Consider the following 11,813-nt stretch of genomic DNA (forward strand, 5'->3'; position numbering starts at 1 on the left):
ATCGGCGTCAGGTCCGCGCCGGATCGTGCCCCCAGTTCATCAGCGAGTATCGCCACGAGGCGTCGCCGACATCGCCGTGCGGCCGCTGGGCGAGGTGTCGCTTGGCATCGCCCTCGTCTTCGGCCATCAGTCTTGGTGGTGCCGCAGCGCGCTCGGCTTGTGGACGGCGTCCGCGCCGGTCTTGTCGCTGCGCACCTGATACTGCGGCTCATCCTTCGACGCCCGCACCGTGCGCCCGGCGGCCTCGGTGTCCGAGGTGATCTCGCGTTGGACGGTTCCGACGACGGTGCTGCCGTGGCTTTGCCATTCGACCTTGTCGCCCTTGCGGAACCTCTTGTCGGTCAAGTGTCTTCGCTTTCCTCAAGTGGGCCTCAAATCGGCCAGTGTCGGGTACCCGCGTCCGGGTCGCTGAACACGCCGGGCGCCGCGATGTTTCGCGCCCAGCGCGATCCACGACGCGGCGGCCGCCCCGAAAGCCACGGCCCGCGCGGTACCGGTGCGGTCCGGCGGATAGCAGACGCCGGCGACGTAGTGGTCGATGAACCCGCTCGCCGGCAGCGGGTTCATCCCGGCGCGGGTGCGCGCCCAATTCTCCAGCGACGTCAGCGGGCACGGCCACCGCAGCGCGACGATCGCCACGCCCCAGCCGACGCTCGCCAGGTGCGCCCAGCGGGTGCCCGGCCTGCGCAGCGCGAGGAACCCGCCGCTGGGCACGTAGACGAGGTAGCCGAAGTGCGCGACCGCCGTGACGATGACGAGGTACCGAAAGCAGGCGCGACGCGCCCGGTTTCGCGCCGGGCCGGAGCTAGCCACCCGTGCGTCGTTGGTAGCGGCGTTCGGCATAGGCCAGATCGTCACGCCACAGCCGCGTGGCGGCGTAGCGCATCAGCGGTGTGATCAGCGGGCCCGCGCGGCGCGCGGTTCGGAAGCCGGGGCGTTGCGAGGTTGCGACGGTGGCTTCGATCACGGCGACGCGGGGGCGGCCGTCGGGCCCCGAACCCAGTGGCGTTGCGTGGGTTTCGACAACGCTACCGGTGCCCTCGCCCTCGATGATGCGCATGACGACCGTGCGCGCCTCTGGCGTGGTGAACTCGGCGATGACCGGCACACCGAAGCGGCCCATCCGGAACGTGACCGAGACCAGGAAGCGGTCGTCTTCCTCCGTGGGGGTGGTGAGCACCTCCAGCCGGGTGAACGAGTAGGGGTGAAACCACGCGCCGTGCCAGGGGTCGAGCCGGTTGGCGACGACGTCGGACGGCTCGCAGTGCCCGACCACGCGGGTGACCGCCGTCAACGTGTCATGCGTGGGCCGCGGCGTCACCACCGGCTGATCCATCGGGGCCTCGCCGCCCACAGAGTCCAGCCGAACCCATGCCAGCACGCCGTCGTCGTGGCTGGGAAACGGCTTCCAACGCAAGTCGCACGTTTCGCCGTCGAGGGCCAGCCCGTGCCAGCGGCAGTACAGGACGCCCCCGCGCACCAGGCCCGTCGCGAGGTCGGCGCCCAGGTGCGGGCAGCTCGCGGGGCCAACCCGCAGCCGGCCGTGCTTGTCCCGCCAGGCCACCAGCTCGACGCCGGCGACGCGCGCGCCGAAGGGGCGGCCGATGCCCACGTCGCGGCTGGCCGTGAACACGAACCAGTTCCCGGTGGGCCGGCGCTGGGAGCGCTCCAACGCGGCGTTGATGATCGCCGGCTGCGCGTCGCGGTAGGTCGGGCGCTGCTGTGCCCATGCCACACGCGGTATCACGCCGACGGGCCAGTCCTTGTACCGCCGGCGCAGGCGGTCGCCGACGCTCATCGCCGCCGCCCCTGGCGCTCGGCCAGCGACCGCAGCAGGGCCGACCGCCCGCGGACGGGCACCGTGCACAGTTGGTGACCGGCGAGGCCCCACGACGCCAGCAGCCGGTTGGCGGCCGACCACCCCGTGCTGGCCGCCCGTTCCATCAGGGCCACCGGCAGGTCGATGCGGATCCCGTCACCGGCCAGCACCAGCCCGGGCTGCGGCGTGGCCACGGTCGGGCGCTGCCCGTACGTTCCGGGCGCGAACAGCGGGCAGTCGCTGCGGCGCAGCTCGCGTTCGTAACGCACACGCGCCGTGGCGGTTTCGGGGTACAGCTCGTGCAGCCGCCCGATCGCCGCCGCGCCGGTCGGTTCGGCGCCGGCCGCGTACGAGTGCAATTCGACGACCGATCCGCGGTGCTGACGCGCCCACGCGGCGGCCTCGCGTTCGTAGCGCTCCAGCACGCTGATGTTGTCGACGGGCTCATGGCCGGCGGTGCCGAGGAACGCCGGGCGGTCGCGGTCGACCGGTCGGTCGAGCCAGAGCCGCTGCACCACGAACGGAGGCGCGGTGCGGAGCCGCCGGATCCGGTCGCGCCACGGATCGTCGCCCAGCCCGGGCGACGCGCCCACCACCCGCTGCAGGCCGCCCACGTCGAGCGCCAGGACGACGGCGTCGGCGTCGAAGTGCCCCCCCGAATCCGTTTGGACGCGAAGGGTTTTCGCGCCGCCGGGGGAGATCCGGGCCGCGCTTGCGCCGAGGTGCACCCGAACACCCCGGTCCCGCAGGTAGTCGCCGAGCGGATTCCACAGCCCCACATCGAAATTCGAGGTGGCGACGTCGAAGATCAGGCCCTCGCTGGAGCCCAGGAAGTAGATGTGGAACATGGTCGCCAGTTCGGCAGCGGACAATTGCGCCGGCTCGGCGAAGAAGCTGCGGGAGAACACCTCGAACGCGAGGTGGCGCGCGGACTCCGGGAAGTTGATGCTCTTCAAGAAGGTTTCGGCGTCGATGTGGTCGAGCCGCCGGTAGATGTCGGGCACCGACACCGCCGCCAGCGGCGCCGCGGCCCGGGCGTTGATGCGCGCCAGGTCGCGCAGTGAGAACGTGGGGCTGCGCAGCGCGAACGCCAACGCGTTCCACGGTGGCGTGCGGGGCAATCCGCGGAAGGTGTCGCGGCGACCGGCACCGTCGATCAGGGGGTAATCCTCGACGGGGGCGAGCATCCCGAGCTGCGGATCGACCCGGCGCAGCAGGGCCCGCAGGTTGTAGTACTGGCGGAAGAAGGCGTGGAAGCCCCGGTTCATGGGCAATTCGGCGCCGTCGACGCGTTCGGTCCAGCCGCCCACCCGGCCGCCGAGGTACCCCTCGCGTTCCACCAGGTCCACGGCGACGCCGCGTTCGGCGAGCGCGGTGGCGGCCGTCAGGCCGGCGATCCCGGCCCCGACCACCGCGACGCGCGGACGCGACGACAGCGCGCCCGCGTGGGGCAGCCCCGGCGCGGCCGGGTGAATGTGGCGGCGGCGGTCGGTCATTGGGGCGCCTCCCCGAGGAAGGTGTGCACGACGTTGTGTTCCCAACCAGGCATGGTAGCGCTTCGCACGTCGATGAATCCGGCGTCGCTCAGCCGCCGCCGCAACCGCGCCGCCCCGTCGAACGCCAGCACGCTGCGCCATAGGTGCCGATACAGCGTGGCATCACGCGTGCGCCACCAGCCGGTTGGGATGATGATGCCCCAGCACACTGCATGCCAGGTGATCGTCGCGGCGCGAGAGTCGCGCACCGAGTATTCGTGCAGCGCCAGCGTGCCGCCGGGGCGCAGCAGCGCGCGAAACGCGCGGAGCTGGCGGTCCGGGTCCGCGAGGTTGCGCACCAGGTAGGCGGCCAGGATGCCGTCGAACGGCCCGGTGACGCCGCACTCGTCGAGCTCCTCGACGCGGGCGTGCACGAACCGGACCGACGGTGGCCACGCCTTCGCCCTTGCCGCGTCGAGCATTCCGTCGGCGGCGTCGACGGCGACGATCTGCGCCTCGGGAGCCGCCGCCAGCAGCGCGGCCGTCGACGCGCCGGTGCCGCAGCCCGCGTCGAGCAGGCGCAGGCCGCGGCCGCGTCCGGGCAGCCGCATCCGCTGCGCCGAGCGCGCCAGGTTCGCGTGGTAGTACGGGTTGGCGCCCACCAGCCGGTCGTACGCCGCGGCGCCGACGTCGAACGCGGCGGGCACGTCCGCGCGGGGCAGACCCGTCTTAGCGACGCGCACGTTGTCGCTCCCACAGCAGCAGCACGGCGGTGACCAGCGCGAAGCCGAACAGAAAGTCCTCGACGGGGATGTCGAACGGGAACCGCACGCCGCTGGTCTGCCGGTCGTCGTAGATCACGATCGGGGCGCTGCGTTTCGTCAGCCAGCCATCGACCGGCACCTGGAAGCCGAGCACGATCACCATCGACACCCAATAGGCGAGCCGCCGGAACAGCCCGGTGCGCAGCAGCGCGAACTCCAGCCCGAGGACGACCAGGACGGCCGCGACGGCCGGCACCGTGTAGCCGAGCCCGGTCATCGGCGCCTGGCCCGATCGAGGATGGTGCTCACGGCGTTGTAGGTCAGCAGGCCGCACACCGGGATCACCAGGAAGAACAGCACTTCCTCGATGGGTATCCCGAAGGGGATGTGGACGCCGCTGATGTACTTGGCGTTGTACGTCCACACCCCGGCGCCGATCGCCACCGCGTCCCAGACGAGAAACACCGCCGCGACGCCGACCACGGAGCGCGCGAGCCGGCGCGGCTGCCGGTAGACGCCGGCGCCGAACAGCTCCAGCGGCGCCGTGATCGCCAGGCACAGGCCCAGCACGACGAGGTACTGCCACCGGTCGCTCACGCCGCGCCCCTCATCCGGGCCCGCCACGACTGCAGCAGCGCGCCGCCGGCGACGCGCAGCCGCCGCGCATTGCCCACGGTGGCGCGGTGGGTGAACACCGAGAAGTCGCCGGCCTCAATGCAATCCAGGATTTCGGAGTACAGCGTCAACGCGGTTGCCACGCACGGCCGGGAACGCGGGGCAAGCATCGCGATCCCGCCGGCGGCGAATCGGTAAATCTCCCTGGTGATGTCGTGCTGGGCCGACAGGGCGGCCCGCACGCGGGCATCGGTGCGCCGGTGGGCGTGACACCACAGCAGCAGCTCGCGGTCCACGCCGAAGGCCGCGAGTTCGTCGGCCGGCAGGTAGATCCTGTTGCGGGTCAGATCCTCGTCGACGTCCCGCAGGAAGTTGGTCAGCTGGAAGGCGCGGCCCAGCGCCGCCGCGTAGGGTTCGGCCTCCTCGCTGGGGCACACGGTGCCCAGGATCGGAAGCATCTGCAGGCCAATGACTTCCGCGGAGCCGCGCATGTAGCGGCCCAGCGCCGCCCGGTCCGGGTAATCGGTGACGGTGAGGTCCATGCGCATCGAATCCAGAAAGTCCCCGAACAGATCCACGGGGATGCCGTAGCGGCGCACGGTGTCGCCGACCGCGGCCAGGACGGGCTCGTCGTGGTGCTCGCCGCCGGCGAAGAAGCGGTCCGACAGCCGCTGCAGCGCCTCGGCGCGCGCGCCGACGTCCAGCGCCGGGTCGAGGTCGTCGAGGATGTCGTCGGCGTGGCGGGCGAAGCCGTACAACGCGTGCACCGCCGGGCGCTGGTCCGGGGCGAGCAGGCGGGTGGCGAGGAAATAGGTTCGGCCATGCTGCGCGGCGATCCGCCGGCAGCTCCGATACGCCGCGCGCAGGCTCGCATCCGCGATCCCGGCGGCGTCCAGCTCGGTGCGAATCACCGCGATCCGGCCTTCAGGTCCACGGTTCTGGTCGTCTTGCCGGCGGCCCCGGTGATGCGGTCGGCGGCCAGTCGCCCGGAGATCAGCGTGGTCGGCACCCCGACACCCGGCAGCGTCGACGACCCGGCCAGCACCGCGTTGTCGATGCCGCGCACGGTGTTGGCCGGCCGGAACGGGCCGGTCTGAGCGAACGTGTGGGCCAGCGCGAACGGCGTGCCGGCCGTCATGTCCTGGCGGGCCCAGTCGGCAGGGGTGTCGACATGCAACAGCCGGGCGTCCTCGCGCATGCCGGGCAGCAGCCTGTCCTGCACCACCCCGAGGAGGTCGTCGGCGTACGCGCCGCCGGTGCGCGACCAGTCGACGTGGCCGCGCGACAGGTTGGGCGCGGGCGCCAGCACGTAGAGCAGGTCGCGACCGGCCGGGGCCAGGCTCGGGTCGCCGGCCGTGGGCCGGGTGACCAGCAACGACGGGTCCGTCATCAGCCGGCCGTCGCGGATGATGTCGGTGAACGTCCGCTCCCACGCCGAGCCGAAAAGGATGGTGTGGTGGGCGCTTTCCGGCGGCGCGGCGCGGCAGCCCACGTGCAGCACCACCGCCGACGGCGCCGCGCGCAGCGGGAGGATCCGTCGCGGGCTCCGCCCCAGCAGGCGGTAGGTCTGCGCCAGCTCGGTCGTCAGCACCACCGCGTCGCAGGGCAGCCGCCGGTCCCCGTCGGTGTGGACCGCCGTGATCCGCTCGCCGGAGCGCTCCAGCCCGGTGACCGTGGAGCCGTAGCAGAATTGCACCCCGGCGTCGGCGGCGGCCGCCGCCAGCGCATCGGGCAGGGCGCGCACGCCGCCGCGAGGAAAGAACACGCCGGCGACGGTGTCCATGTAGGCGATCACCGCGTAGACCGCCAGGGCGTGTTGCGGCGCGACGCCGGCGTACAGCGACTGGAACGTGAACACCCGGCGCAGCCGCGGGTCGCGGATGTGGCGCTTGACCATCGTGTCCCAGCGGCGGAATCCGCCGAGGGCGGTGAGCCTGGCCAGCTGACCGTTCAGCAGGCCGAGCGGCGAGTCGAAGTTCGAGGCGATGAAGCCGTCGAATTCGGTCCGGTACAACCGGTCGAGCCACTCGCGCAACCGCCGGTAGCCGTCGGCCTCGTGCGGGCCCGCGAGGTCGCGCACCGCGGCCGCCATCCGGTCGGCATCGGTGTGCACGTCGATGGAGCTGCCGTCGGCGAACATGGCCCGGTAGGCGGGATCCAGCGGCAGCAATTCGAGCCTGTCGGTGAAGGTTTCGCCCACGGCGGCGAACGCCTCGTCGATGATGTCCGGCATCGTGAGCACCGTGGGACCGGTGTCGATGCGATAGCCGTCGATGTCGCGCCGGCCCGCCCGTCCTCCCGGCCAGGGTTCCCGCTCGACCACCGTCACCTCGCGGCCGCGGCCGGCCAACTGCAGCGCGGCGGAGAGCCCCGAAAACCCCGCGCCGACCACGACGACGCGGTCGGTTCGGCCCCGCACCGCGCGCATCAGCGCGACGCCCCGGCGTTCATGCGGCGCGCCGTGTGCACAGGCCCGCCATGTCGACCAGCGCGGCGAGCAGGTGACCGTCGAACACATTGCCGTCCAATGCCGTCAGTGCCGTGTCGACACGTTGGGCGATGAGTAGCTCGATCCACTGCACCGCTCCCGTGGCCAGGATCAGGGTTCGCCAGCGGTCGAGAGCGGAATCGTCGAGCCGTTCGCTGGTCATCAGTTCCCGGAACTGCAGCCGCGTCGACGGGTCGGCCAGCTGGTGGGCGGCCACCACCACACTGGTGGCCTTGCGCTCGACCAGGTCGTTGGTGGGCTTGCCCGTGGCGGCGGGGGATCCGAAGATGCCGAGGATGTCGTCGCGCAGCTGGAATGCCTCCCCGATAGCGGAGCCGTAGGCGCCCAGCGCCGCCAGCACCCGGTCGTCGCAGCCGGCCGCGGCGGCGCCGATCTCCAGGGGCCGGCGCACCGTGTAGTTTCCCGACTTCCGCCGGGCCACCGCGAGCACGCCCTCCAGCGTAGGCATGTCTCGAACGTCGGTCGCCAGATCGGCGAATTGCCCCACCGCGAGCTCGGTACGCATGGCGTCGTAGCGCGGCCACGCCCGCTGCAACTGGTGCGGCCGCAGACCGCTGTCGCGCAGCAGCTGTTCGGCCCAGATCAAGCACAGGTCGCCGAGCAGGACGGCGGCCGACTCGCCGAACCGGCGCGAGGAGCCGGACAGCCCGCGCCGGCGGTGCCACGCGGCGAATTGGATGTGTGCGGCGGGATGACCCCGCCGCGATGCCGACTCGTCCATCACGTCGTCTTGCAGCAGCGCGAACGCGTGCAGGAGCTCCAGGCTGGCGCTCGCCGTCAGCGCCGCGTCGCTGGGCGGTTCGCCACACAGCCAGCCCAGGTACATGAACGTCGACCGGAGGCACTTGCCCCCGCCGACGAACTCCGCCAAGACGTCGCCGGCCACGTCGACGCCGCATTCGCCCAGCGCGTCGGCGCGCCGGTCGGCGACGAACTCGGCGACGCGAAAGAGCACGGCCTGCCGCACACCCGCTCGCCAGGCGTCCACTTGGTCGGGATCGGGCGGGGCGGCCGGGCTGGAGGGAACTGCCTCGGCAAGACGCACACGCTGGAGAGCCCGCACATCTCCCACCGAAGCCCCCCTCACCGGGTCGGTCAGTCTCGAACGGCTCGGATTCACGCGTTGGTACCCCTTTGACGAGAAAACAAAACTGGCCGATCGCGGACGTGCTCGATCGGGCCGCCCGCCGCTTAGCTTAAGTTATTGAAACATTAACTTACTGAATGATCGTCCGATTCGCCAGTGGTGTTTTCCACCGGCGGCGGACGTGCAGCCGGCCGATCCGTCCCGTGGTTTCTGCCGACCGAGAACGGGAACCCGGCGCCGGTGAACGTTTCCGATCTCGTCACCAAGCCCTTCCAGTGGGGGGCCGCGCTGCGCGGCCGCCGATTTTTCCACCCCGCCGGCGTGTTGGCGCAGGGTTTCATCGAGCGGACCGCGCCCGCGGCGGACGGGCTGCCGCTGCCGTCGTCTGAGGTCGTCGCCCGCGTCTCCAAGGCCGCCGGGACGCCGGGCGCACTGCCCGACTTCGTCGGTCTGGCGTTCCGCGTCGCGCCGCAGCAAGAGGGCGGCAAGCCGTGGGACATCCTGCTGGTGTCCGCGGGCTCCGGCGTGCTGGCCCGGGCGGTGGCGCTGCGGCCGACGGTGTCGTGGACCGGGCAGAGTCTGACCAGCCTGATGCCGCTGCGCTATCGGGGAAACATCTGGTGGTTGCGGGCGCAGACCATCAGTGCTGTGAACGGTTTCGGTCTCTCGCTGGACAGCGTCCGCGACGCCATCGACGGGGGCGGCATCGACTTCGCCATCGACCAGGCCTGCGGCAGGGGCGATTTCGCGCCCCTGGCCCGGCTGACGCTGAACCGGGTCTTCGACCGCGAGCCGGACGTGTCGTTCGATCCGGTCGCCAACACCGCCCCGGGACTGAGCCTGTATCCGGAATGGCTCGCCGATCTCCGGGCGAGCGCCTACCGGCACAGCCGCGACGGCAGGGACGCGGGCTAAGGCCTTACCCGTTGCGCCCCAGGAGGTGTCGCAGGGCGCTTTCGAGGTCGGGCTGGCGAAACCGGTGCCCGGCCGCGGTGAGTTTCTCAGGAATCACGCGCTGGCTGGCGCACGCCAGTTCGCGGGCACCCTGCTCGCCCAGTAGCAGCCGGGGCCCGAGCGCCGGCACCGGCAAGGCCGCGGGCCGGCGCAGCACCCGGGCCAGGGTGCGGGTGTACTCGGAGTTGCGGACCGGTTGCGGCGCAACGGCATTCACCGGCCCGGACAGTTCCGTGTCCCACAGCGCGCGGTGATAGACGTCGATCAGGTCGTCGATCCCGATCCACGACAGCCATTGCCGCCCGTCGCCGAGCCGGCCGCCGAGCCCCGCGGCGAACAGGGGGCGCAGCAGCTTCAACGTGCCGCCGCGGGGCGATTGCACGATGCCGGTGCGCACCCGCACCGTCCGCACCGGAGCCGCCTCCGCGGGCGCGGTCGCCTCCTCCCACTCGGCGACGACGTCGGCCAGGAACCCGTCGCCGCGGTCACCGTCCTCGGTCAGGACCTCGTCGCCGCGGTCGTATCCGTAGTAGCCGATCGCCGAAGCCGAGATGAATACCGACGGCCGGGGATCGGTGCGGCCCAGCAGCTCGGCGAGCCGGCGGGTCGGACCGATCCGGCTGTCGCGGATGGCCTTTCGGTGCCCCTCGGTGAACCGGCCGGCGATGGAGGCGCCCGCGAGATGGATCACCGCGTCGACCCCGGCGAGCAGCTCGGGGTCGGGGTCGTCGGGGTTCCACCGCCGCTCGTCGTCGCCGGTGGGGGCGCGGCGGACCAGCGCGATGACGCGGTGGCCGCCGGTGCGCAGGAACGCGGTCAGCGCCGAGCCGACCAGTCCGGACGATCCGGTGACCGCGACGGTCTTCGGCGTCAGACCGTGCTCGGCCGCCAGCCGGTGCGCGGCCAAATCATCGGCCAACTGACGATGCCGGTAGGCGAACATGGGGCGCAACAACGAGCCGGGCACCGGCGTGTCGACCCGGTCGATCACCCGGGTCCGGTTGCCGCCGGCATCCTCGAACTCATGGCTGTGCCGCCAGCGCACCACGATTCGCGCCGGCAGCGACGCAGGTCCCGCGCTGTCGATGGCGTCGACGAATCGCCGGGGCGGGTCGTAGGAATCCGCCTCGTGTCGGGCGACCCACCGCAGGCCGCCGGGCAGCGCCAGCACGGCGCGGCCGTCCTCGAGCGAGGCCGCCTCGGTGACCACCCGCATGGGTTGCCACGGCGGCGACAGCCGGTCGAAGGCACCCGGCCTGGCGTGCCACGCGAAGACCTCGGCGCGCGGTGCATCGACCACGCTCGAATATTCCAGCCCCATCTTTCGAACGTTAGCGGTCGGGCAGCGCGTGCTCGACGATGGGCAGCCGCGGCCGGGGCTGGCGTTCGCCCCGCTTGGCCGCCAGGTAGACCTGCGCGGTCTCCTCGGCCACCGTGTGCCAGTCGAAGGCGGCGGTGAGTCGTTCGCGGGCGGCGTGGGCGCGCCGCTGCGCGGCGTCGGGGTCGTCGAGCACCGCGCGGATCGCCGCCGCCAGCGCCCGCACGTCGCGGGGCGGGCACGACACCCCGGTCTGCCCGTCGATCACCGCCTCGCCCAGCCCGCCGATGTTGGTCGTGACCAGCGGCGTGCCGGCCGCCGCGGCCTCCAGCGCGACGATGCCGAACGGCTCGTAGTGGCTGGGCAGCACCGCGGCGTCGGCCCGGTGCAGCACCGCCAGCAACTCGGCGCGTTCGAGATGCCCGGCGAACCGAATCGCCTTGAGCACCCTGTGTTTACGCGCCTGCTCGACAAGCCAGTCCTGCTGCGTACCCTCCCCGGCGATGGTCAGCGTGGTGCCCGGGTGGGCGCGCCGCACGCGCGGCAGCGCGGCGATGACGTCGTGCACACCCTTCTCGTACTCGAGCCGCCCCAGGTAGAGCAGCTCGGGCGGGCCCGGGCGAGGCCGGCGCGCCGCGAACGGCCACCGCCCCGCGTCAATGCCGTTGCGGATCACCGTGATCTCGGCCAGGCCGGGCCCGAACAGTTCGGTGATCTCGTCGGCCATCGAGGCCGAACAGGTGATGAGCGAATCGGATTCGCGCACCAGCCACGACTCCACCGCGTGCACCTGACGGCTGATCGGCCCGGAGACCCAGCCGGAATGCCGACCGGCCTCCGTGGCGTGAATCGTGGAAACCATTGGCACATCGTAGAATTCGGCAAGCGCGATGGCCGGGTGGGCCACCAGCCAGTCGTGTGCGTGCACGACGTCGGGACGCCACGGCCGCTCGGTGCCCGGTTTCTTCAAACCGAGGCCGGCGCGGATCATCGAATGACCCATCGCCAGGGTCCAGGCCATCATGTCGTCGCCGAAGGTGAATTCGTGCGGATCCTGCGCGGCCGCGATCACCCGGACGCCCTCGCTGGCCTCATCGGAGGACGGGTGCGTGCTCGGATCGGTGCCCGTGGCGCGCCGCGACAGGACGACGACGTCGTGGCCGGCGCCGGCCAGCGCGGTCGAGAGGTGATGCACGTGGCGGCCCAGCCCGCCGATCACCACCGGTGGGTACTCCCACGACACCATCAGGATCTTCACGAGTGCGGCCTCCT

Annotated in this window: 14 protein-coding genes; 1 reads left to right on the forward strand and 13 read right to left on the reverse strand. The window is 72.0% G+C overall.

Translation table 11 applies throughout. The features are described 5' to 3' along the window. Positions 1 to 7: 7 nt before the first annotated feature. Genes A5705_RS28415 through A5705_RS06300 form a run of 11 tightly spaced genes read right to left on the reverse strand, consistent with a single transcriptional unit; the run spans position 8 to position 8,227 of the window. Positions 8 to 127: a DUF3140 domain-containing protein gene (locus A5705_RS28415; RefSeq protein ID WP_231964335.1), complete on the reverse strand. Its 120-nt coding sequence runs from the start codon at positions 125 to 127 to the stop codon at positions 8 to 10. Then, complete coding sequence (locus tag A5705_RS06255; protein WP_067880053.1) at positions 127 to 345, reverse strand: DUF2945 domain-containing protein; 219 nt, start codon at positions 343 to 345, stop codon at positions 127 to 129. Before A5705_RS06255 ends, A5705_RS28415 begins: the two co-directional genes overlap by 1 nt. Positions 346 to 360: 15 nt before the next feature. Then, entirely contained in the window at positions 361 to 813 is a 453-nt protein-coding gene (locus A5705_RS06260) for a DUF2784 domain-containing protein (RefSeq protein ID WP_067880057.1), read from the reverse strand. Further along, entirely contained in the window at positions 806 to 1,798 is a 993-nt protein-coding gene (locus tag A5705_RS06265) for a DUF5914 domain-containing protein (RefSeq protein ID WP_067880060.1), read from the reverse strand. Before A5705_RS06265 ends, A5705_RS06260 begins: the two co-directional genes overlap by 8 nt. Continuing rightward, positions 1,795 to 3,315 (reverse strand): FAD-dependent oxidoreductase, encoded by a 1,521-nt coding sequence (locus A5705_RS06270; RefSeq protein ID WP_068276259.1) that lies wholly within the window; start codon positions 3,313 to 3,315, stop codon positions 1,795 to 1,797. The genes A5705_RS06265 and A5705_RS06270 overlap by 4 nt, the downstream gene beginning before the upstream one ends. Further along, positions 3,312 to 4,037: a trans-aconitate 2-methyltransferase gene (locus A5705_RS06275; RefSeq protein ID WP_067880067.1), complete on the reverse strand. Its 726-nt coding sequence runs from the start codon at positions 4,035 to 4,037 to the stop codon at positions 3,312 to 3,314. The genes A5705_RS06270 and A5705_RS06275 overlap by 4 nt, the downstream gene beginning before the upstream one ends. Further along, entirely contained in the window at positions 4,024 to 4,335 is a 312-nt protein-coding gene (locus tag A5705_RS06280) for a lycopene cyclase domain-containing protein (RefSeq protein WP_067880070.1), read from the reverse strand. Before A5705_RS06280 ends, A5705_RS06275 begins: the two co-directional genes overlap by 14 nt. After that, positions 4,332 to 4,655, reverse strand: coding sequence for a lycopene cyclase domain-containing protein (locus A5705_RS06285; protein WP_067880560.1), 324 nt, complete (start codon positions 4,653 to 4,655; stop codon positions 4,332 to 4,334). Before A5705_RS06285 ends, A5705_RS06280 begins: the two co-directional genes overlap by 4 nt. Further along, on the reverse strand, positions 4,652 to 5,584 hold the full coding sequence (locus A5705_RS06290) for a phytoene/squalene synthase family protein (RefSeq protein WP_067880073.1): 933 nt from the start codon (positions 5,582 to 5,584) through the stop codon (positions 4,652 to 4,654). The genes A5705_RS06285 and A5705_RS06290 overlap by 4 nt, the downstream gene beginning before the upstream one ends. Continuing rightward, on the reverse strand, positions 5,581 to 7,101 hold the full coding sequence (gene crtI, locus A5705_RS06295; RefSeq protein ID WP_068276479.1) for a phytoene desaturase family protein: 1,521 nt from the start codon (positions 7,099 to 7,101) through the stop codon (positions 5,581 to 5,583). Before crtI ends, A5705_RS06290 begins: the two co-directional genes overlap by 4 nt. A gap of 19 nt (positions 7,102 to 7,120) precedes the next feature. Next, positions 7,121 to 8,227, reverse strand: a complete 1,107-nt coding sequence (locus A5705_RS06300; protein WP_156763048.1) for a polyprenyl synthetase family protein — start codon at positions 8,225 to 8,227, stop codon at positions 7,121 to 7,123. Positions 8,228 to 8,509: 282 nt separating this feature from the next. On the opposite strand from A5705_RS06300, the gene A5705_RS06305 reads away from it, so the two are divergent. After that, the gene (locus A5705_RS06305; protein WP_067880564.1) at positions 8,510 to 9,184 is read left to right on the forward strand and encodes a phosphodiesterase; all 675 of its coding nucleotides are present in this window, start codon (positions 8,510 to 8,512) and stop codon (positions 9,182 to 9,184) included. 4 nt (positions 9,185 to 9,188) lie between these two features. On the opposite strand, the gene A5705_RS06310 is transcribed toward A5705_RS06305, so the two are convergent. After that, on the reverse strand, positions 9,189 to 10,544 hold the full coding sequence (locus A5705_RS06310; RefSeq protein ID WP_068276265.1) for a TIGR01777 family oxidoreductase: 1,356 nt from the start codon (positions 10,542 to 10,544) through the stop codon (positions 9,189 to 9,191). A gap of 10 nt (positions 10,545 to 10,554) precedes the next feature. Continuing rightward, positions 10,555 to 11,799 carry a glycosyltransferase family 4 protein gene (locus tag A5705_RS06315; protein WP_068276481.1) on the reverse strand — a complete coding sequence of 415 codons (1,245 nt, stop codon included), beginning with the start codon at positions 11,797 to 11,799 and terminating at the stop codon, positions 10,555 to 10,557. Positions 11,800 to 11,813: the final 14 nt, after the last annotated feature.

Source organism: Mycobacterium sp. E787, from assembly GCF_001668725.1.
Lineage (GTDB): Bacteria > Actinomycetota > Actinomycetes > Mycobacteriales > Mycobacteriaceae > Mycobacterium.

Excerpts from the sequence above, each read along its gene's own strand:
- A5705_RS28415 (WP_231964335.1), bottom strand. The coding sequence starts at position 127 with ATGGCCGAAGACGAGGGCGATGCCAAGCGACACCTCGCCCAGCGGCCG.
- A5705_RS06265 (WP_067880060.1), bottom strand. The coding sequence starts at position 1,798 with ATGAGCGTCGGCGACCGCCTGCGCCGGCGGTACAAGGACTGGCCCGTC.
- A5705_RS06270 (WP_068276259.1), bottom strand. The coding sequence starts at position 3,315 with ATGACCGACCGCCGCCGCCACATTCACCCGGCCGCGCCGGGGCTGCCC.
- A5705_RS06280 (WP_067880070.1), bottom strand. The coding sequence starts at position 4,335 with ATGACCGGGCTCGGCTACACGGTGCCGGCCGTCGCGGCCGTCCTGGTC.
- crtI (WP_068276479.1), bottom strand. The coding sequence starts at position 7,101 with ATGCGCGCGGTGCGGGGCCGAACCGACCGCGTCGTCGTGGTCGGCGCG.
- A5705_RS06310 (WP_068276265.1), bottom strand. The coding sequence starts at position 10,544 with ATGGGGCTGGAATATTCGAGCGTGGTCGATGCACCGCGCGCCGAGGTC.